Origin of the sequence: Methylobacterium durans (assembly GCF_003173715.1) — a bacterium.
Lineage (GTDB): Bacteria > Pseudomonadota > Alphaproteobacteria > Rhizobiales > Beijerinckiaceae > Methylobacterium > Methylobacterium durans.
Genome location: NZ_CP029550.1, coordinates 334510 through 360306 on the forward strand (window position 1 = coordinate 334510; position 25797 = coordinate 360306).

Consider the following 25797-nt stretch of genomic DNA (forward strand, 5'->3'; position numbering starts at 1 on the left):
GTCTCGTTGCCACGCCGAACCGACCCGTACCGGAAAGCCATGCCCGGCGATCGTCGCGACCCTTTTCGGGCGCAGGATGGCCGGAGCCCATTTATCGCCCGGTATAATTGCCCGAGCGTTAAGGGGTGCGGTTCGGCACGTCCTCGTTGACCTGGCGCGGCTTTCTGCCACCTACGCTCAGGCGGCGCGGACCTTCTCGACCTCGAAGGCGGCCCCGTTCGGCCCCGGCCGCTCGCGGATCACCAGGCGGTCGTCCGGCCCGAACTCCCCGAGCGGCACGTCCCGGTCCGGCAGCACCACGGTCGTCGCCTTGTTGAGGTGAACGAGGACGTGGCGCTTGCGCGGGAGCGACGCGGCGGCCCAGCGCTTCAGCTGCCCGTAATAGGGCTCGCGGCGCCACGCGTTCGGCTGGCCGGGATCGACCTGCACGTTCATGTGGCGCGAGACCGGGTCGAGGCTCAGCACCATCTTTGCCCGCTCCGGCTTCCATTCGGGGCCGAGCCAGCCCTCGGTCATCCAGAGGCAGTGGAAGGCGCGGCAATGGTCGGGACGGGTCTCGTGGATCGCGCAGCCCCGCCCCTGCCGCGTATGGCGGCACCACTGGCCCGCGAGGCTCTCGACGGCCGGCACGTCGTAGACCTTGCAGCAAAGGGTGCAGGTTCCGCAGGCGCGGCCGGGGGCCGGAGCAGCGACGAAGGAGGCGGGATCGAGCATCGCGCTGGGTCCGTGGGGCGTCGGGGCGTCGCGCCGGTCTCGGGTTTATGATGGGGCAACGGGCCGGTAGTGTGGCAAAGATTCCCGACCGTTTCCGGAAGGCTCCATGCGCTCGAACCTCGCGGCCCGCGACGTCGAAACCCTCGTCCACCCCTACACGAACCTCGCCGCCTTCCGCGAGACCGGCCCGCTGGTCCTGGAGCGCGGCCACGGCGTCTACGTCTACGATACGGACGGCCGGCCCTACATCGAGGGCATGGCGGGCCTGTGGTGCACGGCGCTCGGCTACTCGAACGAGGAGCTGGTGGAGGCCGCGAGCGAACAACTGTCGCGCCTGCCCTTCACGCATCTCTTCTCCGGCCGCAGCCACGATCCGGCGATCGAGCTCGCCGAGACGCTCAAGGAGCTGATGCCGGTGCCGACCTCGAAGGTGTTCTTCACCTCGTCGGGCTCGGAAGCCAACGACACCCAGGTCAAGCTGCTCTGGTACATGAACAACGCCCTCGGGCGGGCCGCCAAGAAGAAGATCATCTCGCACGTGAAGGGCTACCACGGCGTCACCGTCGCCACCGCCTCGATGACGGGGCTGCCCGCCAACCACGCCGACTGGGACCTGCCGCTGCCGGGCTTCCTGCACGCCCCCTGCCCGCACCATTACCGGGGCGCGGAGCCCGGCGAGAGCGAGGCGGCGTTCTCCGCGCGCCTCGCGGGCGAGCTCGACGCGCTCATCCTGCGCGAGGGGCCGGAGACGGTGGCCGCCTTCTTCGTGGAGCCGGTCATGGGCGCGGGCGGCGCCATCGTGCCGCCGGCAGGCTATTTCGAGGCGATCCAGCCGGTGCTGGAGCGGCACGACGTCCGCCTGGTCGCCGACGAGGTAATCTGCGGCTTCGGGCGGCTCGGCACGTGGTTCGGCTCCGAGAGCCTGGGCATCCGGCCCCACACCCTCTCCTTCGCCAAGGCGGTGACATCGGGTTACCTGCCGCTCGGCGGCGTCTCAATCGACGAACCGCTCTACCGCGCCATGCTGGCCGAGAGCGCCAAGATCGGCACCTTCGGCCACGGCACCACCTATTCGGGCCATCCCGTCGCCTGCGCGGTGGCCCTCAAGACCATCGAGATCTTCCGGCGCGACCGCATCGTCGAGGGCGTGGGCGCGAAGGCGCCCCATTTCCAGGCCCGCCTGTCCGGGTTGGCGGACCATCCGCTCGTCGGCGAGGCGCGCGGCATCGGCCTCATCGGCGGCCTGGAGATCGTCGCCGACAAGGGCTCGAAGCGCCAGTACGACCCGAAGGCCGGGGTGGCGGCCCGCTGCGTCGCCTTCGCGCAGGCCGAGGGGCTGATCGTGCGCTTCCTCGCGGGCGACCGCATCGCGATCTGCCCGCCCCTCGTGATCACGAGCGAGGAGATCGACGCCCTGTTCGACCGCCTGACCCGCGCGCTGGACCGGACGCTGGCCTGGATCGCTGCCGAGGGGCTGGAGGCGATGCCGGCCTGAGGCTTCGGGAGGGCCGCAGCCTGTCGTGGCAGACTGTGTTTTGTATTCACGTAGCAGTCAGTTGTTCTCCGCGCGAGCGATGACGAAGATTGGGTTTTCCTTAAGGTCTCGTTCAGTTTGACTGGCCCTGTATGAGGCGGTGGCTGCCAAGGGATCGTCCCGCAGCCGCCGCAAAGGTGCCCAGGCGCCGTCGCGATCGCCGCGCAGAACGGTGACGCCACCGCCACCACGAGTGCTCAGACAGGACGCCCAACCATGTTCCCGTTCAGCGAGACCCCGAGTGCAGCGACCGAGTCCGGCCGCCGCAAGACGGACCAGGGTCAGGACGCCGAGAGTTTCCGCCCCCTCGCTCTGCCCGCGCTTGCCGCCGCCGTCCGCATGCGGGCGCCCGTCGCCGAGAAGGCCGCCCAGCGCCCGCAGCGCCGCGGCATCCTCGCGCTCCTCCACGAGGACGCTCCGCTCGCCTGAGGACCTTCCGGCGTCGCGACAGGCCCGGCGAGGCGCGCCCTCGCCGTCAAACCGTCGAATTCGATCGGCACAGGCTTTGCTGTCTTGCCCGGCCCGCCCCGCGGGAGGCCGCACGGGACCCGGTCGTCGCACGAGGAATGTCGCATGCTGATCCTGCCGAGCCGCCGGCAGTTCCTCGCCGGTCTCGGGGGCGCGACCGCGCTGGTCGGGTCGACCGGCGTCTACGCCTTCGGGATCGAACCGCTCTATCGCCTCGTCGTGACCCGCTACGCGCCGGTGCTGCCGCGCTGGACGCCGGGCCTCTCGCTGCGCGTCGCGGTGCTCGCCGATTTCCACGTCGGCGAGCCCTACATGCCGCTCGATCGCATCGCCGAGATCGTCGACACGACGAACGCGCTCGCGCCCGACCTCGTCCTGATGCTCGGCGACTATCCGGCCGGACGCGTCGCGCGCCGCAAGGTGCCGCTGTCGGAATTCGCCCGCGTGGTCGCGGGCCTCAAGGCTCCCCTCGGCGTCCACGCCATCCTCGGCAACCACGATTGGTGGGACGACGACGAGGCGCAGATGAGCCGCGGACCCACCTGCGAGGCGTGGCGGGAGCTCGAGGCCGTCGGCATCCCGGTCATGGAGAACGAGGCGCTGCGCCTGACGAAGGACGGGCATCCGTTCTGGATCGCGGGCCTCGGCGACCAGGAGCCCTACGTGCTCTGGGGCGACTGGCGCGGGCGCGACGACCTGCCGGCAACTCTCGCCAAGGTCACCGACGACGCGCCCGTGCTCCTGATGGTGCACGAGCCGGACATCTTCCTCGACGTGCCGGAGCGCGTCTCCCTCACCCTGGCCGGCCACACGCATGGCGGCCAGATCCGCCTGTTCGGCTTCTCTCCGGTGATCCCGTCCGTACGCGGCAACGACTTCGCCTACGGCCACGTGACGCTCGGCGGCCGCCAGATGATCGTCTCGGGCGGATTCGGCGTGAGCCGAGTGCCCGTGCGGCTCGGCGTTCCACCCGAGATCGTGCTCCTCGAACTCGGCGCGGCGCCCGCCGTGGCGGGGGCCCCGTCGCGGGCCGCCTGAGGCGCGCCGCCCGAGGCGGCGACACGCCTCATCCGGGCTTGCGCATCCCGACCTTCGAAATGCGCTAGCATGAGGCCATGCGCGCGCTCCTCACACTCATCCTCCTCCTCGCCTCCGGCCCGGTCCTCGCCGATTCCTGCGGCGACCTGATCGGCCGCGTCACGGCGGCGACGCAGGCCGAGATCGGCAACCGCAGCCTCGACTACGCGACCTTCACGGTGGCCCCCGACACCACGCTCACCCTCGCCTGCGGCGGCTCCTACCCGTCGTCCGTCGGCGCACAATTCCGGGGCGAGACGCCGCCCGATACCTACTACGCCCTGTTCGGGCGCGCCGGCCACGCGGTGACCGGCATCGAGGCCGGCATCATCGAGGCGGCGGCCCATCGCGCCCGGGACGCCGCGAGCCGGCTGCGCCACAGCAACGTCGACGCGGGGGGCGTGCGCGTTACCTGTTCCGTCAGCACCGGGGAGAAGGGCCCGCTGACCCTATGCGCCGTGATCGAATCGACCGATCGCAGCTGATTGCTGCGGCCCTCCTCGCCCTTTTCGCGGCCCCGGGCCGCGCCGGGGCGCAGGCGCCGCCGGCGGGCGAGACGCCCGGCGAGGCGCGCGAGACGCGCGACCCCGTCAACAACTGGTCGATGCTGCGCGCGGCGCTGGCGCAATGCTGGCAGGTGCCGGACGCGACCGAGGGCTCGGCCATCGCCTTTCGCTTCGGCCTCGACAAGAACGGCGCGATCCGGGGGACGCCCCTGGTGACGGCGCGCCGCCTCGTCGGCGACCGGGACGCGAAGGAGGCCTACGAGAAGGCTGCCTTCGCGGCCCTCGACCGCTGCTTCCCGATCCGCGTCACGCCGAGTTTCGGTGCGGCGCTCGGCGAGAGCCCGATCCGGCTGCGCTTCGTCAACACGGAGCCGACGGCCGCCTACCAGATCAACTCCAACATCACGATCTTCGCGCCGCGCTGAGCCCGTCCGATATGGCCGAGATGCGATGTTGACAGTAACCGGCAATCCTTCGCCGCGAACAGGGGCTCGGATGCATCCTCTTTCCGTCAATGCCCATCGAGGCAGGAGAACTGGAATGCTGAAGACCCTCGCTCTCACCGCGGCGCTGATCACGGCCGGGATCGGCGGCGCGCTCGCGCAGACGACCTTCATGGCCTGGGGCCACGATTTCGACCTGTCGCCCTTCCACGCGACCGAGATGCAGGTCGCCACCGCCACCGAGCGCGGCACCGGCAAGTCCTTCAACGTCGTGAAGCTCAAGAACGGGCACATGATGGCGGTCGTCGGCATCGACCGGATGTCCGGCGCGCCGGCGGCGACCGCCGACACCGACATGATCAACTGACCGGTCCCGGGCGAGCCGCGCCGCGGCTCGCCCATCCCGCCGTCTCAGAGCGGGATGTTGTCGTGCTTCTTCCAGGGCTGCTCCATCTTCTTGGTGCGCAGCATGCCGAGCGCTCGGGCGATGCGCTTTCGCGTCGAGTGCGGCATGATCACCTCGTCGATGTAGCCGCGCTCCGCCGCTACGAAGGGCGAGAGGAAGCGGTCCTCGTACTCGCCCGTGCGCGCCGCGATCTTGTCCGGGTCCCCGAGTTCGCTGCGGAAGATGATCTCGACCGCGCCCTTGGCGCCCATCACGGCGATCTGCGCCGTCGGCCACGCGTAGTTCAGGTCGGCGCCGACATGCTTCGAGGCCATGACGTCGTAGGCGCCGCCGAAGGCCTTGCGGGTGATGATGGTGACGAGCGGCACCGTCGCCTGGCTGTAGGCGAAGAGCAGCTTGGCGCCGTGCTTGATCAGGCCGCCATATTCCTGCGCGGTGCCCGGCAGGAAGCCCGGCACGTCCACGAAGGTGACGATCGGGATCGAGAAGGCGTCGCAGTAGCGCACGAAGCGGGCGGCCTTCCGCGAGGCGTCCGAATCGAGCACGCCCGCGAGCACCAGCGGCTGGTTCGCCACGAAGCCGACGGTGCGGCCCTCGATGCGGCCGAAACCCGTGATGATGTTGCGCGCGTAGGTCGCCTGGATCTCGAAGAAGTCGCCCTCGTCGGTGACGCGGCGGATCAGCTCGCCCATGTCGTAGGGCTTGTTCGGGTTGTCCGGGATCAGCGTGTCGAGGGACTTGTCGAGCCGGTCGACGTCGTCGAAGCTCTCGATCTGCGGCACGCCGTCGATGTTGTTGGCGGGCAGGAAGTCGAGCAGGCGGCGGATCTGCAGGATCGCCTCGACGTCGTTCTCGAACGAGCCGTCGGCGATCGAGGATTTCGTGGTGTGTACCTTGGCGCCGCCGAGCTCCTCGGCCGTCACGACCTCGTTGGTCACCGTCTTCACGACGTCCGGCCCCGTCACGAACATGTAGCTCGTGTCACGCACCATGAAGATGAAGTCGGTCATGGCCGGCGAGTAGACGTCGCCGCCCGCGCAAGGCCCCATGATCACCGAGATCTGCGGAATCACGCCGGAGGCCATCACGTTGCGGCGGAACACCTCGCCGTAGCCGCCGAGCGCGGCGACGCCCTCCTGGATGCGCGCGCCGCCGGCATCGAAGATGCCGATGATCGGGGCGCGCATCTTCAGCGCCATGTCCTGCACCTTGACGATCTTCTGGGCGTGCGCCTCCGAGAGCGAGCCGCCGAAGACCGTGAAGTCCTTCGAGAACAGGAAGACCGTGCGCCCGTTGATGGTGCCCCAGCCCGTCACTACGCCGTCGCCCGGGATCTTCTGCTTCTCCATCCCGAAATCGCTCGAGCGGTGCTGCACGAACATGTCGAACTCCTCGAACGACCCGTGGTCGAGGAGAAGCTCGATGCGCTCGCGCGCCGTCAGCTTGCCGCGCTTGTGCTGGGCGACGACGCGGTTCTCGCCGCCGCCGAGGCGGGCCTGCGCGCGCCGCTCCTCGAGCTTTTCGAGAATATCCTTCATGTCGTCACGGCCCCGGGCTGAACTGAATACAGAATTCCATTGAACCGCGCAGGCTTGGCGGTTCGTGGGATCAGGCCCCTTAGCACGAGAGTTTCGTCGGCGAAAACGCCCCTATTGGGCCAGCGCCGCGACCTTCGCCGACGCGTCGAACTCGGCGCGCCGGAGCGCCAGCCGCGCCTCGGCTTCCGCATCGCGTCCCCAGACGCCCGCCTGAAAGGTCTCGTCGACATGGGCGGCCGCCCAGGCTTCGTCCGGCGAGAGGTGGCCGTTCAGCACCGCGAGGGCGAGAAGGAGGGAGCCGGTGAGCGTCGTCATGGTGTGGAGCGCCGCGAGCCGGAACGGCCCCTCGGCCGCCGCGATCGCCCGGCGGAGCGCCGCGACCGATTCCTCGGGCTGGGTCACATGCATGACGCCCTCGCTGAGGATCAGGCGGGCACCCAGCGCGTCCCGCGCCCAGTCGAGCACGGGGTCCCAGGCCTCGGCCTGCGCCGCCACGAGTCGCTCGGGAGATTCCGCCCGGTAGGCGAGGAGATCGGTGCCCGCATAGGCCGCGAGATCGTCGATCACCGCGTCGCGGCGGGGCGCCACCCCGTCGATCGCGGTGTTGACGAGCCGCGTCACCGGCATCCGGGCCGGGTCGATGATCTCGTCTTGCGCCTGCCACTCGGCCGCGATGGCCTCGGCGAGGTCCCGGCCGGGCACGGCGAGCGGATTGCGGGCCGGGGTGTTGGCGGGGCGCCCGTCGAGGGTCAGGCGGAAGCCGCCCTCCCCCGGCGCGATCCCGGCCTCGCGATAGAACCGCTTCGGCAGGGGCTTGGCGGGCCCACGGGCCGCGCGCATCGGATCGGGCGCGGCTGCGTCCGAGGGCTCGCCGAGCCAGTCGCGGGTGACGTCGTCGTTGTTCGGGTCGCTCATGGCAGCCGAGATAGTGCATCCGGCAGGCCCGCGCGAGGCCGGCCTAGCCGCCGCGCGTGATCTCCTCGGCGATCGTGCCCTGCTCTGGCTCCGCGAGAGGCCCGGAGAAGAGTTCGCCGAGCGCGGTCGCGGTCTCGACCACCGTCACCGCCCCGGCGCCGTAGAGGGCGCCCGCCGGGTGGTAGCCCCAGGCGACGCCGATCGCGGCCGCGCCCGCCGCCACCGCCATCGCCATGTCGAAGCTGGTGTCGCCGATCATCACGGTCCGCTCGGGCGGCACGCCGGCCGCCGCCATCGCCTGCCGCAGCATGGTCGGGTCTGGCTTCGAGGGTGCGTCGTCGGCGGTCTGCGTGGTGACGAACCACCCCTCCCAGCCGTGGGAATCGATCAGGTGCGCGACGCCCCGGCGCGACTTGCCGGTGGCGAGGGCGAGCCGGATGTCGTCGCGGCTGCGCAGCCGCGCGAGCAGGTCCGCCATGCCCGGGAACAGAGGCTCCTCGTGCGCGGGGTCGAGCCGCAGGGCGTTGAAGGCCCGCTTGTAGCTCTCCGAGAGCGTCGCGATCGGCCCGTCCTCGCCGACGAGGCGCCGGAACGCCTGCGGCAGCGAGAGGCCGACGACCGACAGGGCCTCGGCCCGGCTCGGCGGGGTCAGCCCGTGCTCGGCGAAGGCCACGCCCTGCGCGGCGACGATGAGATGCTGGCTGTCGACGAGCGTGCCGTCGACGTCGAAGACGACGAGTTTCACGGGCGCCGGCGGCGGGGCCGCCCTCGGCTCGGCGCGGGTTCGGCGGACCCGCGCATCATGGCCTGCGGGCCGGCGGCGGGGCGGCTGGCGCCGGCTGCTGCTGCGGGGCCGGAGCCGTCTGGGCCGGGCGGGTGCGCTCGTAGCCGAGGCGGCAGCGGATCAGGAAGCGCCGCCGCGGCCCGCCGCGCAGGCCGCGCTGGTTCGAGACGCGGTTGCAGGCCGCGTAGGAATTGCGCCGCCGCCGCTCGTTCGCCCGCGCGCCGGCGCTGCCCGGCGGAGCGGCGGCCGGTGCAGGCGCGGCGTTGCGGGCCGGCGCCGGGGCGGGTGGCTGCGCCGCCGGCTGCACGGTCGGCTGCGCCGCGACGGCGGGCGCCGCCCCGAGCATCATCCCGATGAGAGCGAGACCGGCGAGGCGGCCCAGCGTCGCGCGCTTGATGTCGATGATTCTCACAGCCTCTCCGACCGGCCGATTCCCCCGGGGCCGGCGAGTCGTGGCACGCCCCCGCCGCCTCAGACAATAAGGTCCCTGCTTCGATTGCCAAGGCGCCCCGAGGCCGCGAGCACCGGGCCTCGTCGTCGCGGACCTCAGTCCTCGGGCGCCTCGATGATCGGGTCGTAGCGGCCGGCGTCGAAGCCGAGGAGGTTCCAGCTCTGCGCCATGTGGGTGGGCAGCGGCGCCGTGACGTCGATCGGCCGGCCCGTGCGCGGGTGCGGGATCACGATCCGGCGCGCGAGGAGATGCAGCCGGTTCTGGATGCCGCCCGGCAGCGCCCAGTTCTCGACGGAAAAGTATTTCGGGTCGCCGACGATCGGGTGCCCGATATGGGCCGCGTGGGCGCGCAATTGGTGCGTGCGCCCGGTTACCGGCTTGAACGAGATCCACGAAACCTTCTGCGCCGCCTGATCGATCACCGCGTAATAGGTGAGCGCGTGGCTCGCGCCCTCGTCGCCGTGCTTGGCGATGCGCATGCGCGCGTCGGCATCCGTCGGCTCCTCCTTGGCGAGGTAGGTCGAGACGCGGCCCTGGCGCACCCGCGGCACGCCCGCGGTCAGCGCCCAGTAGACCTTGCGCGCCGCGCGCGACCGGAAGCTCTTGGCGAGCGTCGCCGCCGCGAGCCGCGTCTTGGCCACGATGAGGCAGCCCGCCGTGTCCTTGTCGAGGCGGTGGACGAGGCGCGGCTTCTGCCCGCCCGGTTCCGTCAGCGCCTCGAGTAGGCCGTCGACGTGCCGCACGGTGCCGGAGCCGCCCTGGACGGCGAGGCCGAACGGCTTGTTGAGCACCATCATCTCGGCGTCCTCGTAGAGGATCAGCGAGCGCAGGAAGGCCGCATCATCCCGGTCGCGGACGGGGCTGCGGGGGCGCTCGCCCGGCTGGTCGAGCTTGAGCGGCGGCACGCGCACGCTCATGCCGGGCTCCAGCCGGTCGCCGGGCTTCGCCCGCTTCCCGTCGACGCGGAGCTCGCCCTTGCGGACGACGCTCTGGACACGGGTGAAGGGCAGCTGCGGAAAGCGCGCGGTCAGGAACCGGTCGATGCGCATGCCCGCCTCGTCCGCCTCGACGGTCAGGGTCTGGACGCCGCTCGCGAGCGTCGCGCTCGCGGCCTCCCGCTGCTGGCGCCGGGTCGGTGCCTCGGTGGGCGCCGCGTCGCGGGACGGCGGGCGGCGGGGCGCCCGCTCCCGGCGGGGCTCCTGGCCGGAATCCTGCCGAAGCTCGTGGCGAGAACCTTGGTGCGTGTCTTGGCGCGTATCTTGGCGCGTATCTTGGTGACCTTCGCGGTGCGCCTTCTGGCGGGATGAGTCCTGGCGAGAGGCTTGGCCCGGCCGCGTCGCGGGCGCGCCGCCGGGTCGGGCCGCGCGGGGCCGGCCGGCGGCCTCCGACGCTCCCTCCGCCGGGTTCCAGGGGGCGCGGTCGAGCGTGTCGTCACCGCGAAGCCGAGCGGCGCGCTGTGCCGCGTCGAGCGCAGTGGCGCGCGGCCCGGTTCCGGCGCGCTCGGCGCGTTTCGGGGCGCCGGAGCGCGGCCTGGCCTGCCCGCCGGGGCCGCGGCCGCGGCCTCCGCCCTTCGGGCCGCCGCGATGGGGAGGCTTTCCTGTCATGGTCCTGCCGCTCGGGCGACGGCATCCGCCGGCCTCGCCCCGTCTCATTGCTCTGACGCAGAGTCTCCCCGCGCGGCCTGACCGTCGCGGGGCGGGCTGATCTAGCACCCGTCCGCCGCGCCGACAAACGGCGCCTTCAGGCCGCGCGCCGAGCCGCCTCCAGCGTCAGCCCGGTTCCGACGGAGCCGAACGTGTCGCCCTCCGCGACGCGGGCCTGCGGCAGGCAGGTCGTCAGCGCGGCGCGCACGTGCGGGAGCCCCGTCGAGCCGCCCGTGAGGAACAGGGCGTCGATCGCGTCCGCCCCCACGCCCGCTTGGCCAAGGCAACGCCCGATCCGCTCCGCGATGCGCCGGGCCAAATCGCCGGTGTGCCGCACGAGCCCGTCCCGGTCGATCTCGGCCGCGAGCCCGCCCTCGATCCAGCCGAGGTCGAGCCGCGCCCCGCCGCGCTCGGAGGTCGCGATCTTGGCGCCTTCCACCTCCATCGCGAGGCTGTGGCCGCGCTCGCCCTCCACCACCGCGTGCAGGCGGCCGAGGAGTTCGGGGCGCGAGGCGTCGCGCCGGGTCTCCTCGATCTCCCGCAGGGTCTTCGAATTGTAGAGGCGGTTGATGCTCGACCACGTGGCGAGGTCGTGGAAATAGGCGTTCGGAACGGCGAGGTCGCCCCGGCGCATCGGGCTGCCGAGGCCGAGCAGCGGCATCACCGTCCCGAGGCTGAGCATACGGTCGAAGTCGGTGCCGCCGATGCGCACGCCGTCATTGGCCAGGATATCGCCGGCGCGATCCGCGCGGCTATGGCGCTCGGGCGAGAGCCGCACGATCGAGAAATCCGACGTGCCGCCGCCGATATCCGCGATGAGGGCGAGTTCTTCGCGGGCGATCCCCTGCTCGTAATCGAGCGCGGCGGCGATGGGCTCGTACTGGAAGGAGACGTGCCGGAAGCCGATCGATTCGGCGATTCCCCGGAGCGCGTCCTCCGCCTTGCGGTCGCCCTCGGGATCGTCGTCGATGAAGTGGACGGGCCGGCCGTGCACCACCGTGTCGAAGCTCTTGCCGGCCTCGGCTTCCGCCCGCGCCTTCACGCCCGCGAGATAGCGGCCGATGACGTCGCGGAAGCGCACTCGCTCGCGCCCGACCGGCGTCGTCTCCTCAAGGAGCGAGGAGCCGAGCACGGATTTGAGGCTGCGCATCAGCCGGCCCGGCACGCCCTCGACGTAGGCGCTCATGGCGGCGCGGCCGATCACGGCCTCGCGGCCCGGCGCGAAGAAGATCGCGCTCGGGATCGTGACGTGTCCGCCCTCCAGCCTCAGGAGGCGCGGTGCGCCGTCCTGCCAGCGGCCGAGGGTGGTGTTCGAGGTGCCGAAATCGAGGCCGCAGGCCGCCATCAGAGAAGGATCTCCGGCTTGAGAATCGGGGTCGGGACGGGGCGGCTGACCTAGCGGTTCGGCGCCCGCGCGTCTACCGCCGGCCAGATGCCACGTTCGCCCATGTCGCGTCGGTCTCCTCGACGATGCCGCCGACACAGCCGGCGAACCGGCGGGCATCGTGCGGCCTCTCATTGGCCGGCATGGCGCGCCGGACGCCCCTTGCCTCGACAGTGCGACTAGCGCCGCGCGACGGCGATTCGGCTACCATCCATCAGCACGAAGCGGATGCCGGCGGCTCGGAGCGCCGCGATCGCGCCGTGACGCGAGCGGGCGGCCGGTCCCTCGGCGTTGTCCTCCAGGCGCCGAATGGTGGAGAAGGAGAGGCCGCTCGCCCGGGCCAGATCCTGCATCGACCAGTCGAGGAGCGCGCGGGCAGCCCGAAGGTGGTTCCCCCGCACGGCCTGCTCCAGGCCGGCGAGCGCCCCGCCCGAAATCTCGACCCTGCCGGCAGAGGCGGGCGTCGTGATGTTGCTCCATTCGAAGACGCGACCCTGGGCATCCCGCACCGGAACGAACACGGCCGCGAGCCGCTCGCGCCGGCCGTCGGCGAACGGGACCAGTGGTGTCGCCCGGTAGGGTTGCCCAGCCATCCAGCGCTCGAAGCCGAAGCTGCGCCAATGTTCGCGCTCCTCGGGCAGGACGCGCATGAACCCGTCATCCACGATCTCCTGGGAATACCCGGTCAGCGCGAGCAGTTCCGGCGGGTATCGGAATGCGCCCGTCACGGAGCGGGTGAACTGGAAGCAGCGGGTTTGCTCGAAGACGGTCCAGCGGCGGCGCCGTTCGGCAGCCTGTGCGAGCGCCAGCCGATTCCCTTCCGTCACATCGAGCACCGTGCAGGCAGCGCCGAGGGGCCGTCCCTCCGGCGAGACGTAGATCTCCCCCGGGTCGACAGGACGCGGATCGAGCCGTCCGGGCGGACCACCCGCACCGTATGGTCGCGCAGTAGCCCGCCCTCCACGATCTCCGAGGGGGTCTCGATCTGGGCCTGATCCTCCGGGTGAACGAGATCTCGGAACAGTTCGTAGCTCGGCCGCACCGTGCCGGCTGAAAGACCGAGGATCCCGTGCAGGCCGAGGGACCAGGTCTGGCTGCCGGTGGCGAAGCTCCAACTCCAGTTCCCGGTGAGACCGAAGCCTTCGAGCAACCGGAGGAGCCCGGACGACGAGAAGGCGAGTCCTGCAGCGTTCACCGAGCCGACCCCCCGTGCGTCCAGGGCATCGGGTTGCGGATGCCGCGGCCTGCTCTGCTGTGGATGAGCGAAGGGAAGCCGACGTCCATGACACCAAGTCCAGTCTAGAAACCGCGCGCGGCCACAGATGCCCGGACAACGTGCCGTTGACGGGCGGCCCTGGCTCGCCGAGAAATGAATAGTGGAATCTATCGCAAATTTGAAATTTCAATGTTTATAGCAACGAACGCGTCGCCAAAGTCTGAATTTGAGCAAATTTATATCTTTTCTGAAATCAGACCCCGAAATGATCGGTAAATTTGATAGAATTTTGCTCTTTTCTGTCAGCGATCGCCTCGGGCTGTCGATCGTGAGAGGTGGGCGCTCTGGTTCTTGGCCGGCTTGAATCGTGTCGCCCGAACGTCAGAGCCTCGTCAGAGCCAGCGCGGCAGCCAGAAGATCAGGGCGGCGACGGCGAGCCACGCGGCGAGCGCCCCGAGGATGGCGAGGCGGTAGTCGAGCCGGTCGCCGAGCCACCAGGCGGCGGCGAGGAACACGAGGTAGGCGGGTATCGTCTTCGCGCCCGCCAGACAGGCTTCGCGGAACCCGGCGGCGTCGCCCTTCGCGCCGACCGCGAGCAGCGCGATGATCGCGAAGGTCGGCGCCAGCGGCAGGATGCCGGGAAGCACGTTGCCCCGCCGCGCGGCGAGCACGATCGCCATCGTCACGAGGCCGCCGACGAGCCCCTTCCAGAGAACCTCGATCACCCATCCCCCCGGCGCTCGCGGCGCAGGCGCTCCCAATGGGCGAGGCGGTCGGCGTAGCGGCTCTCCATGCCGCGGTCGGTCGGCGCGTAGAAATGCTGGCGCCCGAGCCGGTCCGGCCAGTAATCCTGGCCCGAGAACGCGTCCGGCTCGTCGTGGTCGTAGCGGTAGCCCTCGCCGTAGCCGAGCTTGCGCATCAGATTCGTCGGCGCGTTGAGGATGGTGCGCGGCGGCGCCAGCGACCCGTTCTCCTTGGCGACGCGGGTCGCCGCCTTGTAGGCGTTGTAGACCGCGTTCGATTTCGGCGCGCAGGCGAGGTAGATCGTCGCCTGCGCCAGCGCCAGCTCGCCCTCCGGGCTGCCGAGGAAGTCGAACGCGTCCTTGGCGGCGTTGGCGACGACCAGCGCCTGCGGGTCCGCGAGGCCGATATCCTCCACCGCCATCCGCACGAGGCGGCGCGCGATGAAGAGCCGGTCCTCGCCGCCGTCGAGCATCCGGCAGAGGTAGTAGAGGGCCGCGTCCGGGTCCGAGCCGCGCACGGTCTTATGCAGCGCGCTGATGAGGTTGTAATGGCCCTCCTGCGCCTTGTCGTAGATCGGGGCGCGGCGCTGGATGATGGCCTGCAGGGTCTCGGCGTCGATGGTCTCGCCGGGGGCGGCCGAGCGCCAGACCTCCTCGGCGAGCGTCAGGGACGCGCGCCCGTCGCCGTCCGCCATGCGGACGAGGACGCCGCGCGCCTCCTCGTCGAGGGGGAGCGCCTTGGCCGTCAGGGTCTCGGCGCGCACGAGGAGCTTGGCGATCGCCGCCTCGTCGAGCGCCCGGAACAGCAGGACCCGCGCGCGGGACAGGAGCGCGGCGTTGAGCTCGAAGGACGGGTTCTCCGTGGTGGCGCCGACGAGCGTCACCGTGCCGTCCTCCATCACGGGGAGGAAGGCGTCGAGCTGCGCCCGGTTGAAGCGGTGGATCTCGTCGACGAAGAGCAGCGTCCCCTGCCCCGTCGCCCGCCGCTTGCGGGCTGCGTCGAAGACCTTCCTGAGGTCGGGCAGGCCGGAGAAGATCGCCGAGATCTGCTCGAAATGCAGGCTCGTCTCGCGGGCGAGCAGCCGGGCCACCGTGGTCTTGCCGGTGCCGGGCGGGCCCCAGAACACCAGGGAGCCGAGGCTGTTCGAGCGCAGGAGCCGCGTCAGCGCCCCGTCGGGCCCGGTCAGGTGCTCCTGCCCGACGACCTCCCCGAGCGTCTTCGGGCGCAGGCGGTCGGCGAGCGGTCGCGGGGCGTCGGGGCCGGGGCTGTCGGTCTCGATCCCGGCCGAGGCGAAGAGGTCTGACATCGCGCCATCAACACCCCCGGCGCCCTCCTCCGCAAGGCCGCCGGCGCCGCTCTCCCCTTGCGTCTTGCCTCGCGTCTTCGCGGGCCGCCCGCCGGGCGAAGCGGGGCCTTTCCGGCGAGCCGGGGCGAACCCACCTGAGGAGTCTCGTCCCGGAGGTGCCCGACCCATGAACGTCCTCAAGACCGCGCTGCTGCTCGCCGGCCTGACGGCCCTGTTCGGGGCGGTCGGCCTGCTCATCGGCGGCGGCCGCGGCATGGCCGTGGCCCTCGGCATCGCCGCGCTGACGAACCTCTACGCCTACTGGCGCTCGGACAGCCTCGCGCTCGCCGCGCACGACGCCCGCGAGGTCGACGCCCGCACCGCGCCGGACCTGTTCGCGATGGTGCGGGATCTCTCCCACCGCGCCGGCCTGCCGATGCCGCGGGTCTACCTGATCGACAGCCCGCAGCCGAACGCCTTCGCCACGGGCCGCAACCCGCAGAACGCCGCGGTCGCCGCGACGACCGGCCTCCTCTCGACGCTGAGCCGCGAGGAGGTGGCCGGCGTGATGGCGCACGAACTCTCCCACATCCGGAACCGCGACACGCTCACCATGACGGTCTCGGCGACGCTCGCGGGCGCCATCGCGACGCTCGCGCAGTTCGGCTTCCTGTTCGGGGGGCGGGGCGACGCGCGGCCGAACCCGATCGTCCTGATCGGCACCACGCTGCTGGCGCCAATCGCCGCCATGATCGTCCAGTTCGCGATCAGCCGCTCGCGGGAATACGCCGCCGACCGGGAGGGCGGGCTGATCTGCGGAAACCCGCTCTGGCTGGCCTCGGCCCTCCAGCGGATCGAGGCCGGCGTCGCGCGGGTGCCGAGCCCCTCGGCCGAGAGCCACCCGGCCACCGCGCCGCTGTTCATCGTCAACCCGCTGTCCGGCCACGGCCTCGACAACCTGTTCTCGACCCATCCGGCGACCGCGAACCGGGTCGCGGCCCTGCACCGGCTCGCGGGCGAGAGCGGCGCAAGCCCGAGCCGGCCGGGCGGGTTCCGGGACGCGCCGTGGACCGGCCGCGGCGGGCCCTGGGGCTAGCCCCCGAACACCGAGGTCAGCACCTCGCCGCCGCGGTTGATCGAGACCTCCCACATATTCAGCGTGTTGCGGGTCACGCGCTCGAGGTCCTTCGTGCTCGCGATCGCGACCCCGTTGATCGCGACGATCAGGTCACCCTTCTGGAGGCCGGCCCGGCTCGCGACCGAGCCGTCCTCGACCGTCTGCACCGCCACGCCCTCGCCGGGCAGATCGACCTGCATCTCCTCGGCGACCGCCGGCGAGGTGTTCACCAGCGTCGCGCCGAGGAACGGCGAGCGGGTCCGCACCTTGAGGGCGTCGCGCGGGCGCGTCTCGGGGGCCGGCCCGAGCTTCACGGTCACCGCCGTGCGGCCGGTGCCGCGCAGCACGCCGAACTTGGTCTCGCCCGAGATCCCCTTGAGCGCGAAGCGGTAGCCGAAGGCTTCCGGGTCGTCGACGTTCTGGCCGTCGACGGACAGGATGAGGTCGCCGCGCTTCAGGCCGGCCTCCTCGGCGGGGCTCTTGGCCTGGAGGCTCGCCACCAGCACGCCGGTCGGCCGGTCGAGGCCCATGCTCTCGGCGATGTCGGGCGTCACGCTCTGGACGCGGGCGCCGAGCCAGGGCCGGCGCACGGTGCTGGCGCCGCCCTTGGCGGTCTCGACCACCGCCTTGACCATGCCGGCGGGGATGGCGAAGCCGATGCCGTGGCTGCCACCGGATTGCGAGTAGATCGCGGTGTTGATGCCGACGAGGCGTCCCTGCAGGTCGACGAGCGCCCCGCCCGAATTGCCCGGGTTGATCGCCGCGTCGGTCTGGATGAAGAACTGGTAGTCCGAGGAGCCAACCTGGGTGCGGGCGAGCGCCGAGACGATGCCCTGCGTCACGGTCTGGCCGACGCCGAACGGGTTTCCGATCGCCATCACGAAATCGCCGACCTCGAGGGTCTCCGAATCGCCGAAGGGCATCGGCACGAGGCCGCTGCCGGGGTTCTTGATCCGGACGACGGCGAGGTCGGTCCGCGGATCGCGCAGCACGATCGTCGCCTCGAACTCGCGACGGTCGGCGAGCGCGATGCGCACCTCGTTCATGTTGTCGATGACGTGGTTGTTCGTGATGACGAGGCCGGAATCGTCCACGATCACGCCCGAGCCGAGGGAGCGCTGCGCCCGGTCGCCCGGCATGCTCGGCCCGCGCCCGCGGCCGGGCTCCCCGAAGAAGCGGCGCATGAACTCGTCCATGGCGCTGGCACGCGCCTGGGGCCGTTTGTCGACATGCGAGGCGTAGACGTTCACGACCGAGGGCGCGGCCCTCTTCACCACCGGTGCGAAGGAGAGCTGCACGTCGCCCCGCGCCTGCGGCGCCGCCTTCGAGGGCGAGGCGTCCGGCGTCTTCATCATCTGCGCGGGCGCGGGCGCGGGCGCGGCGGAGAGGACGAGCGCGACCGCGCCGGCAAGGGCGAGCGGGACGGGCGAACGGTTCATGCAAGGCTCCCGGAATGGAACGGCCCGCACCGGGCTCGACCGGCGGCCGTGAGGCGGCTTCCGGGCGCAGGATGCGGAGCGTCTGTCCGGGCTATTTAGCGCCGACAAATGCGGCGCGCGAGAGTCCGCGTGCCGGTGGCGCCATCGTTCCGGGCCCGCCGCGCGGCGGGCCCGGAGGACGCGGTACGGGTGGAGCGGCCCGGTTCCGGGTCAGCGCTTCGGCTGCTCGACGACCTTGCTCGCCTTGCGGGCAAGGTCGCTCCAGCAGGTCAGCGAGGCGTCGGCGACGCGCTGCATCTCGGCGACCTGCAGCCGGATCAGGTCGGCCGGCGACTTCGCCGAGCCGAGAGCCTGGAGGTGGCTCAGGGCGGCGGCGCTCTCGTTGCGGATGAAGGCGAGCACCGTCGCGTTCATGCCGCTCACGTCGATCGACGGGGCCGAGAGGCTGATGTTGAGGAACTCGAAGGGGAGCTTGCGGGCGCCGGGCGCCGCCGCGGCCGCCTTCTTGACCTCCTTGCGGACCTCCTCGCGCACCGTCTCGGCCGCCTTCACGGCCACGACCGGCGGCGACTTGGCGGCGATCTCGACGGCGGCGTCGACGGCCTTCTTGGCGACCTCGACGGGCGCCGCCGCGACGGGCTTGCCCCCGAGGGCGGCCGAGAGCGGGGCCGCTGCGACGCTGTCGAGCAGCGTGCCCGCGGGCTTCGTCTCGACCGGGGTCGGCTTCGCGGCCGCTACGGGCTTCTCGGCCTGCTTCGGCGCTGGCTGGGGAGCGGCGGGCTTCGCGGGCGCCGCCTTCGATTCAGCCTGCGGCGGCTTGGCAGCGGCCTGCGGCGGCTTGGCAGCGGCCTGCGGCGGCTTGGCAGCGGCCTGCGGCGGCTTGGCAACGGCCTGCGGCGCCTCGGCGGACTTCGCGGCCGCGGGCTTGGCCGGCTCGTTCTTCGGCAGGGCGGACTTCACCGACCCCTTGTCGGTCGCCGCGCTCGCCACGGCGCGCGGTGCGCTCGGCCGGGCCGGGCGGGAATTCTTCTGTGTACGACGGTTCACCATGTCTCTCCTCTCCTCAACTCCCCGCGGTCCCCAAATCCGCCCGGTCTGGCGAGCGGCGGGCCGACGTCAGCCTCCGGCCGACCTGAAAACGGGGCCTCGTCGAGGCGATTCAAGATGGTCCCGCCGTGCCTGGCGGGGTCGGGGCCCGGCCCGCGAGGGGCCGGGCCTGTCAGCCCGGACTCAGCGGGCCGCGTTCTGCGCGAGGGCGCCGAGATCCTTGGCCTGGGCCTGGAGCGCGGCGAACTGGCTGCGCACGAACTCCGACTGCAGCTCGAAAGCCTCGCGGAAATCCTTGGTGCGCACGAGCTTCTGCGCGAAGTCGAAGGTCGCGTTGGCGTTCGTCTGGGCGTGGTCGAAGCCCTTCGCGACGGCGGCCTGGAGCGTGGTCTGGAAGGTCTGCGACGAGGACTGGACCTGATCGGCGGCCTTGATCGAGTTGGTGATCAGAGTGCCGACCGCAGTGCGCGCCTGATCGACGGACTTCTCGGCGAAGTCGCGCAGCTCGCTCGGAATCTCGAAGGTCTGGGTCGTCATATCGTCTCCTCGCGGATGGTTCGTCCGACGTGGCGCATGGGGCCGACGTCAACGACCGGACTTATGTTGCATTGCAGCAAAGAAGTCAACACGCCGATGGAACGAAACCTGACATCGGTCGACGTCTCTCAACTTCACTAGAAGCTGAGCGAGGCGCGGAGATTCAGCCTATGACGGCGCGGCGCCGGCCGTCAAATCCTGCGGCCGTCTCCTGTCAGTATCTTGCATTCATTTCACGCGATTGTCACCGATGGTACGGAGAATGGACGATCATTCGCGGTCACGGGCCCGGATCGAGGATTATAGCCTCACGGCGAGATCCGGCTCCCGCGCCGGAGCGGGCGCAGCGGCTCCGCTCGCCGCGAATCGTGCCCCCTCCTGCTGCGGCGCACACAAATCTCCGCGAACGGCCCGTCCGTAGAGGGCGGCCAGCGCCACGCAATGCGCGGCGAGCGAGAGGGGCGCCGACCAGTAGCGCGCATGCGCGGCGCGGCCGAGGCGCGCTACCGTTTCGTCGTCGCGAAGCGCCCGGAACGCGTCCGCGAGCGCGCCCGTCTCGGGCGCCACGACGTAGCCGGTTTCGCCGTGCCGGACCTTCTCGGCCGCGCCCGAGCGCTCCGAGGCCACGGCCGGGATGCCCGCGGCGAGCGCCTCGTAGACCGTGAGCGGACCCGTCTCCAGCCAGCGGGAGGGGGCTGCGACGGCCCGTGCCCGCGCCCGCAGGATCGCCTGGACCTCCGCAGGCCCGCGCCAGCCGAGGAGTTCGATCCCCTCCTGTCCACGCAGGCGCTCCGCCAGCGGGCCGGAGCCGATGAACAGGGCCGGCAGGCCCGCCTCCCGCGCCGCCGCCGCCACGAGGTCGGCGCCCTTCTCCTCCGTCATTCGCCCGACATAGGCGACGGCATCACCCCGCTCCGGCCGCGCCGGCGCCGCTTGGGCCACCGCGACGGGATTGTCGACACGGTGATGGCTGGCGGCGAGGCCTGCAAGCATCGGGCCCATCCGAGCGAGAGAGGCGTCGCAGACATGGACGAGGTGCAGGCGGCTGCCGCCCGCGACCCTGCGGAGTGCCGCCGTGCGCCCGGTTCGGACGAGCTTGTGGGCGCGGCTGCGCGCGTCGCACGGCGCCGCGAGGCAGGCGGCGGACATCGGCCTCAGGCCGCAGGGCTCGTTCCGGTCGAATCGGTAATAGACGCCGTTCGGGCAGGCCAGGAAGTAATCGTGCAGCGTGACGAAGACGGGGACGCCCCGACCGAGGAGGATCGGGAAGACGCTCGGCGAGAGGGAGCGCGTCCATTGGTGGAGATGGAGACAGTCGGGCGGCACCGGCAGCCCGTCGAGGGCGGCGGCGAGGCGCCGCGCCGCCGCGCCGTGCCAGATGCCGGCGGAGGCCGCGGCCAGCGCCGGACGGCTCCAGATGTCGGGCAGGTCGAGGGCGATCCGCCTGAGGCGCGGATGGTCGAGGAGCGGGTCTGCCGGCCCCTTCACGCCCTGGATGAAAGTGACGTCGTGGCCCGCATCGGCGAGGCCCCGCGCCGATTCCACGGCGACCTTCTCGGCGCCCCCGCTCGGCACGGCGAACTCGGCCAGGATGACGACGTGCACGGCGAGCCCTTCGTCCGACGACGTCCGCAGAGCGTCTCGGGCGTCCGCTCACGATTTACCCGCAATCAACTGCCGTCCGGTAAATAAGGGGACAGCTTCCGGCGCCGGGATGGTCTCGCCTTGCACGTCGTACTCGTCGCCGACCACGCCTTCGTCAACGGCGGACAGGCCAAGGTCGCGATCGATTCGGCGCTCGGCCTCTCCGCCCGCGGCCACCGGGTGACCTATTTCGCGGCGGTGGGCCCGGCCGATCCCCGCCTCGCGGCGTCCGGCATCCGCGTCGTCTGCCTGAACCAGGACGACATCTCGACCGCCCGCAGCAAGCTCGCCTTCGCGCTCCAGGCGATCTGGAACCGCACGGCCGCCCGCCGCCTCGCCGAGGTGCTGCGGCTCGCCGACCCGCGGGACACGATCGTGCACGTCCACGCCTTCGCCAAGGCGCTCTCGCCCTCGATAGGGCTGGCGCTGCGCGAGAGCGGCCTACCCCTCGTCTACACGATGCACGAGTTCTTCCTCGTCTGCCCGAACGGGGGCTTCTACGAGTATCCGGCGGCCCGCATCTGCCACCGCACGCCGTTGTCGCGGGATTGTCTGACGACGCATTGCGACGCCCGCTCCTACCCGCGCAAGCTCCTGCGCGTGGTTCGCCACGCCGGGCTCGCCTCCGTCGCGCGTCTGCCCGAGCTGTTCCGCCACGTCATCACGATCAGCGACCTGCAGGAGCGGACGATCGTGCCGCATTTGCCGCGCACGACCGTCTTCCACCGGGTCGCCAACCCGATCTCGGTGCCGGACGCGCCCGTCCGCCCGAAGGCCGGCGCCGACTTCCTGTTCGTCGGCCGGATCTCCGCCGAGAAGGGCGCGCCGGTCTTCGCCGAGGCCGCGCGCCGCGCCGGGATCCGCCCCGTCTTCGCGGGCGACGGCGAGCAGGCGGCGGAACTCGCCGCGCGCTATCCGGAGGCCGTGATGCTCGGCTGGCAGGGCCCGGCGGCGATCCAGGACCTGATGCGCTCGGCCCGCGCCCTCGTCTTCCCGAGCGTCTGGTACGAGGGGCAGCCGCTCACCGTCTACGAGGCGCTGGCCTGCGGCACGGGCGTGATCGTCAGCGACGCCTGCGCGGGCCGCGAGGCGGTGGAGGACGGGGAGACCGGCTTCTGGTTCCGCTCCGGCGACCCGGAGGCGCTGGCGGCCCATCTGCGCCGCCTCGCCGACGACGACCTCGCCGACCGGACGGGGCGCGCCGCGCACGACCGCTACTGGGCGGCCCCCTCACCCGCGACGCGCATCTCGACCGGCTGGCGCTCGTCTACGACGCGGTGATGCGGGAGGCGGTCGCCGCCCGCCTCGCCCAGGCGCCGGCCTCCCGCATGGCGTTCCCGCACCCGGTGCGCTGACGCGAAGAACGGAAGACCTCCCGGACGGGAGCGGCGGGCGGCCCGCGGATGCGGAAACACCCGCCCGCGCTTCGCGTTGACGGAGATCGGCACCGGCCCGGTGCCTTCCGCGTCCGAGGAGTGCCACGATGGCCGAGACCAACCCGAAGCCACCCGACGGGCAGGCGAAACCCGGCTTCCAGCAGGACAGCGCGAAGCCCGGCGACAAGCAGAATCCCGAGAACCGTCAGGAGGCCATGAACGAGCGCCTGGACGAGGCGCTGGAGGAGACCTTCCCCTCAAGCGATCCGGTCTCGGTGAAGATCACGAAGTAGCCGCCCGAGCGGCGACCTGCCGACGAGCAGCCGACATGACGGAGCCGGGACCCGAGGGCCCCGGCTCCTTCCTTTTTCTCACGCAGGCTCAGGCGGTCTCGAGCAGGCGCCGGGCGATGACCTGGGCCTGGATCTCGGCCGCACCCTCGAAGATCGAGAGGATGCGCGCGTCGCAGAGGATGCGGCTCACCGTGTATTCCAGCGCGAAGCCGTTGCCGCCGTGGATCTGCAGGGCGTTGTCGGCGGCCGCCCAGGCGACGCGGGCGCCGAGCAGCTTCGCCATCCCCGCCTCAAGGTCGCAGCGCTTGCCCTCGTCCTTCTCCCGGGCAGAGAAGTAGGTGAGCTGGCGGGCGATGTTGATCTCGACCGCCATCATGGCGAGCTTGTCGGCGACGCGGGGGAAGTTCACCAGCGCCTTGCCGAACTGCACCCGCTCCTCGGCGTAGCGCAGGCCGACGTCGAGGGCCGATTGCGCCACGCCGATGGCGCGGGCCGCCGTCTGGATGCGGGCCGATTCGAAGGTCTGCATCAGCTGGGCGAAGCCCTTGCCCTCGACCTCGCCGAGGAGGTTCGCGGCCGGCACCTCGAAATTCTCGAAGGCGAGCTCGTACTCCTTCATGCCGCGGTAGCCGAGCACCTCGATCTCGCCGCCCGACAGGCCCTGGACCGGGAACGGATCCGCGTCCGAGCCGCGGGGCTTCTCGGCGATCAGCATCGAGAGGCCGCGATGGCCCTTCTCCTCGGGCTTCGTGCGCACCAGCACCGTCATGATGTCGGCCCGCACGGGGTGGGTGATCCAGGTCTTATTGCCCGAGATCTTCCAGGTCTCGCCGTCCTTCACCGCCTTGGTGCGGAGCGAGGCGAGGTCGGAGCCCGTGTTCGGCTCGGTGAAGACCGCGGTCGGCAGGATCTCGCCGGAGGCGAGCTTCGGGAGGAAGCGCTGCTTCTGCTCCTCGGTGCCGCCGCACAGGATCAGCTCGGCGGCGATCTCGGTGCGGGTGCCGAGCGAGCCGACGCCGATATAGGCGCGCGACAGCTCCTCCGAGACCACGCACATCGAGATCTTCGGCAGGCCCATGCCGCCGTATTCCTCGGGGATCGTCAGGCCGAAGACGCCGAGCTCGGCCATCTTCTCGATGATCTCCATCGGGATGTAGGCGTTCTCCCGGTGCCACTCCTGCGCCTTCTCCACCACCTCGGCCTTGCCGAAGCGGCGCATCTCGGTACGGATCGCCTCCATGTCCTCGTCGAGGCCGGAATCGCCCACCGTCGCCGAGCCGCCGCCGTCGCGGATCCGCGCCACGAGCGCGGCGCGGTGCTCGGGCGTGTTGCCCTCCGCGATCATCGCCTCGATGGCGCCGGTACGGAACTGGGCGAGTTCGCGGGCCGAGAGGCCGAGCGAGGAGGTCGGGCGCACCATCTCGCCCTGGCTCATCGGGATGCCGCCGAACATCTGGTCGAGATACTCGCCGACGCCGATCCGCACGAGGAGCGTCTCGGTCTCGCCGAGGCGGCCGGCCGCCTCGAGGTTCGCGGCGTAATGGGCGAGCTCGCGCACCGCCTCGCCGTAGGTCGCGAGCCAGGCGAGGCCGTGGGCGGCGTGCTGCTCGGTCTCGAGCTTGGCGGCATCGAGCTTGCCCTCGGGCGACAGGACCCGGGCGCGGACGCGGCGCGTCGCCTCGGCGACGAGTTTCTTGGCGTCCTCGGCCGCTTCGCGGCTCAGCGAGACGAGGTCCTGCGGCGCGGGCGAGAGGGCGGGTGAGGCTGACATGGGCAATCTCTCGGACTGGAAGGTATTGGGCTCATTATAGGCAGGACGAGCATGACAATAGAGGTTTTATGTCGCTCTCCCCGCCTGAGAACCCATGAATTCATTATACTTTCGGCCGGCCCGCTTCAGGCCCGGCTGGCGATGGCGACGCCGGCCGCCGCGACCGCCATGCCGGCGAACTGGACCGGGCTCAGGGTCTCGCCGAACAGGGCGAAGGCCATCGCGGCCGAGACCGGCGGCACCAGGAAGAGGAGCGAGGCGACCCCCGCCACCGCCCCGCGCCGGATCAGCCAGAGCAGCAGCAGGATGCCGGCCACCGAGTTGACGAGGATCGACCACGACAGGCCGAGCCAGAAGGCGGGCACGTTGCGGACCTCGCCCGCCTCGAAGGCGAGCGCCATCGGGATCGTCAGGAGGGCGGCGCCGACGAACTGGACGGAGGCGTTGGTGACGAGGTTGGCGCCGGCCGCCGTCCGCTTCTGCCAGAGGGTGCCGAGCGTCATCGCGGCCATCGCGCCGAGGCAGGCGGCGAGCGCGACCACCGGGATGCCGGAGGCGTCGGCGGCGCCGACCTTCGGGGCGAGCACGAGCCCCGCCCCGACGAAGCCCGCGCCGATGCCGAGCCAGCGGCGGCGGCTGACGAACTCGCCGAGGACGGGACGCGCCAGCATCGCGGTGAGCAGCGGCTGCAGGCTGCCGACGAGGGCGGCGATGCCGGCCGGCAGGCCCCGGTGGACCGACCAGAACACGCCGGCCACGTAGAAGCCCTGCATCAACACGCCCGCCACCAGGGCGTCGCGCCAGCCCGCCCGTCCCTGCGGCCAAGGGGCCCGCATCAAGAGCGCGAGCGCCGCCAGAACCAGGGCGACGCCCGTGACGCGGATCGCCACGAAGGTCAGGGGCTCGGCGTAGGGCGCCACGAAGCGGGCCGCGACGAAGCCGGTCGCCCAGATGACGACGAAGAGGCTCGGCACGAGCGGGGCGAGCCTGCGGCCGGCCTCGGACGACGCGGGTGGATTCTCGGGCATGGCGAGCGGCAGGCAGCACGGCGGGCCACGCATGGCAACCGCGCGCGTGCAGGGCTCCCATGCCGGCACCGGGTGAGGGATGGCCGCGACCCGGCCGGGGGAGGATCGCGCCACCGAGCTGGGAGACGGTAAAGCAGGCTAATAATCCTATACAATCTTTCGAAACTGCCGATTGATCGCGTGCAAGTTCCTGTTTTCGCCCGAAGTAATTGCCAGATTATCCCGCCATTTGACTCCGAATAAGAAAGATTTCATCCTCGCTCGGAGCGTCCGCCAATGGGCTTGCTGCGGGTCGGAACGCGGGCTTTTCGAGGCCCGATCTGCCTGCCGGCGCACGAAAAGAAACGGCGAGGTCCGCAGGCCCCGCCGTGATCAAGAAGCTCCAGAGCGGTCCAAGCTGAAGAGCCGTTGGATCCAGTCGCAAACAGAAGTGAAAC

25 protein-coding genes and 1 pseudogene are annotated in these 25797 nt (G+C 71.4%); 9 read left to right on the plus strand and 17 right to left on the minus strand.

All coding sequences use genetic code 11. The annotated features are described in order from the left end of the window. Nucleotides 1–177: 177 nt before the first annotated feature. The gene (locus DK389_RS01465; protein ID WP_109887040.1) at nt 178–714 is read right to left on the minus strand and encodes a hypothetical protein; all 537 of its coding nucleotides are present in this window, start codon (nt 712–714) and stop codon (nt 178–180) included. 106 nt (nt 715–820) lie between these two features. On the opposite strand from DK389_RS01465, the gene DK389_RS01470 reads away from it, so the two are divergent. The 6 genes from DK389_RS01470 (at nt 821) to DK389_RS01495 (ending at nt 5109) form a co-directional block, all read left to right on the plus strand. Next, nucleotides 821–2209 (plus strand): aminotransferase, encoded by a 1389-nt coding sequence (locus tag DK389_RS01470; RefSeq protein WP_109887041.1) that lies wholly within the window; start codon nt 821–823, stop codon nt 2207–2209. Between the two features lie 255 nt (nt 2210–2464). Further along, nucleotides 2465–2677, plus strand: coding sequence for a hypothetical protein (locus DK389_RS01475; RefSeq protein ID WP_109887043.1), 213 nt, complete (start codon nt 2465–2467; stop codon nt 2675–2677). A gap of 144 nt (nt 2678–2821) precedes the next feature. Continuing rightward, nucleotides 2822–3754: a metallophosphoesterase gene (locus tag DK389_RS01480; RefSeq protein ID WP_109887045.1), complete on the plus strand. Its 933-nt coding sequence runs from the start codon at nt 2822–2824 to the stop codon at nt 3752–3754. Nucleotides 3755–3831: 77 nt separating this feature from the next. Next, complete coding sequence (locus tag DK389_RS01485) at nt 3832–4278, plus strand: ABC transporter ATPase (protein ID WP_109887047.1); 447 nt, start codon at nt 3832–3834, stop codon at nt 4276–4278. Continuing rightward, nucleotides 4245–4724 carry a hypothetical protein gene (locus DK389_RS33685; protein ID WP_236960513.1) on the plus strand — a complete coding sequence of 160 codons (480 nt, stop codon included), beginning with the start codon at nt 4245–4247 and terminating at the stop codon, nt 4722–4724. The genes DK389_RS01485 and DK389_RS33685 overlap by 34 nt, the downstream gene beginning before the upstream one ends. A gap of 115 nt (nt 4725–4839) precedes the next feature. After that, on the plus strand, nt 4840–5109 hold the full coding sequence (locus tag DK389_RS01495) for a hypothetical protein (RefSeq protein WP_109887049.1): 270 nt from the start codon (nt 4840–4842) through the stop codon (nt 5107–5109). Nucleotides 5110–5153: 44 nt separating this feature from the next. On the opposite strand, the gene DK389_RS01500 is transcribed toward DK389_RS01495, so the two are convergent. The 10 genes from DK389_RS01500 to DK389_RS01545 all read right to left on the minus strand — a co-directional run bounded on the left by DK389_RS01500 (nt 5154) and on the right by DK389_RS01545 (nt 15129). Then, entirely contained in the window at nt 5154–6686 is a 1533-nt protein-coding gene (locus tag DK389_RS01500; protein ID WP_109887051.1) for an acyl-CoA carboxylase subunit beta, read from the minus strand. Between the two features lie 111 nt (nt 6687–6797). Then, nucleotides 6798–7601: an ATP12 family chaperone protein gene (locus DK389_RS01505; protein WP_109887053.1), complete on the minus strand. Its 804-nt coding sequence runs from the start codon at nt 7599–7601 to the stop codon at nt 6798–6800. 43 nt (nt 7602–7644) lie between these two features. Continuing rightward, entirely contained in the window at nt 7645–8346 is a 702-nt protein-coding gene (locus DK389_RS01510; protein ID WP_109887055.1) for an HAD-IA family hydrolase, read from the minus strand. 55 nt (nt 8347–8401) lie between these two features. Then, entirely contained in the window at nt 8402–8797 is a 396-nt protein-coding gene (locus DK389_RS01515) for a hypothetical protein (protein WP_418291996.1), read from the minus strand. A gap of 134 nt (nt 8798–8931) precedes the next feature. Beyond that, entirely contained in the window at nt 8932–10440 is a 1509-nt protein-coding gene (locus tag DK389_RS01520) for an RluA family pseudouridine synthase (protein ID WP_109887057.1), read from the minus strand. Nucleotides 10441–10576: 136 nt separating this feature from the next. Next, complete coding sequence (locus DK389_RS01525; RefSeq protein ID WP_109887059.1) at nt 10577–11824, minus strand: Hsp70 family protein; 1248 nt, start codon at nt 11822–11824, stop codon at nt 10577–10579. A gap of 218 nt (nt 11825–12042) precedes the next feature. Beyond that, nucleotides 12043–12690: a helix-turn-helix domain-containing protein gene (locus DK389_RS01530; RefSeq protein WP_162560438.1), complete on the minus strand. Its 648-nt coding sequence runs from the start codon at nt 12688–12690 to the stop codon at nt 12043–12045. Further along, complete coding sequence (locus DK389_RS01535) at nt 12687–13058, minus strand: PAS domain-containing protein (RefSeq protein ID WP_162560439.1); 372 nt, start codon at nt 13056–13058, stop codon at nt 12687–12689. Before DK389_RS01535 ends, DK389_RS01530 begins: the two co-directional genes overlap by 4 nt. A gap of 413 nt (nt 13059–13471) precedes the next feature. Beyond that, nucleotides 13472–13804, minus strand: coding sequence for a GlpM family protein (locus tag DK389_RS01540; protein ID WP_236960515.1), 333 nt, complete (start codon nt 13802–13804; stop codon nt 13472–13474). Continuing rightward, the gene (locus DK389_RS01545) at nt 13801–15129 is read right to left on the minus strand and encodes a replication-associated recombination protein A (RefSeq protein ID WP_109887065.1); all 1329 of its coding nucleotides are present in this window, start codon (nt 15127–15129) and stop codon (nt 13801–13803) included. Before DK389_RS01545 ends, DK389_RS01540 begins: the two co-directional genes overlap by 4 nt. Before the next feature lie 166 nt (nt 15130–15295). Between DK389_RS01545 and htpX the strand changes: the two genes are divergently transcribed. Next, nucleotides 15296–16204 carry a zinc metalloprotease HtpX gene (htpX, locus tag DK389_RS01550; protein WP_109887067.1) on the plus strand — a complete coding sequence of 303 codons (909 nt, stop codon included), beginning with the start codon at nt 15296–15298 and terminating at the stop codon, nt 16202–16204. On the opposite strand, the gene DK389_RS01555 is transcribed toward htpX, so the two are convergent. The 4 genes from DK389_RS01555 to DK389_RS01570 form a co-directional block, all read right to left on the minus strand. Further along, nucleotides 16201–17664: a Do family serine endopeptidase gene (locus DK389_RS01555; protein ID WP_109887069.1), complete on the minus strand. Its 1464-nt coding sequence runs from the start codon at nt 17662–17664 to the stop codon at nt 16201–16203. The genes htpX and DK389_RS01555 overlap by 4 nt on opposite strands. 210 nt (nt 17665–17874) lie before the next feature. Then, the gene (locus DK389_RS01560) at nt 17875–18714 is read right to left on the minus strand and encodes a phasin family protein (RefSeq protein ID WP_109887071.1); all 840 of its coding nucleotides are present in this window, start codon (nt 18712–18714) and stop codon (nt 17875–17877) included. Nucleotides 18715–18894: 180 nt separating this feature from the next. Further along, complete coding sequence (locus DK389_RS01565; protein ID WP_109887073.1) at nt 18895–19248, minus strand: phasin; 354 nt, start codon at nt 19246–19248, stop codon at nt 18895–18897. Nucleotides 19249–19548: 300 nt separating this feature from the next. Beyond that, complete coding sequence (locus tag DK389_RS01570; RefSeq protein ID WP_109887075.1) at nt 19549–20853, minus strand: glycosyltransferase; 1305 nt, start codon at nt 20851–20853, stop codon at nt 19549–19551. A 120-nt stretch (nt 20854–20973) separates the two neighbouring features. Between DK389_RS01570 and DK389_RS01575 the strand changes: the two are divergent. Together DK389_RS01575 and DK389_RS01580 are read left to right on the plus strand one after the other, a co-directional pair. Then, nucleotides 20974–22247: pseudogene (locus DK389_RS01575) on the plus strand (glycosyltransferase). 128 nt (nt 22248–22375) lie between these two features. After that, on the plus strand, nt 22376–22561 hold the full coding sequence (locus DK389_RS01580; RefSeq protein ID WP_109887077.1) for a hypothetical protein: 186 nt from the start codon (nt 22376–22378) through the stop codon (nt 22559–22561). Nucleotides 22562–22649: 88 nt separating this feature from the next. Here the strand turns inward: DK389_RS01580 and DK389_RS01585 are convergent, their stop codons facing one another. Both DK389_RS01585 and DK389_RS01590 read right to left on the minus strand, forming a co-directional pair. Further along, on the minus strand, nt 22650–24332 hold the full coding sequence (locus DK389_RS01585) for an acyl-CoA dehydrogenase family protein (RefSeq protein WP_109887079.1): 1683 nt from the start codon (nt 24330–24332) through the stop codon (nt 22650–22652). Nucleotides 24333–24457: 125 nt separating this feature from the next. Beyond that, the gene (locus tag DK389_RS01590; protein ID WP_236961118.1) at nt 24458–25360 is read right to left on the minus strand and encodes a DMT family transporter; all 903 of its coding nucleotides are present in this window, start codon (nt 25358–25360) and stop codon (nt 24458–24460) included. Between the last annotated feature and the right edge of the window lie 437 nt (nt 25361–25797).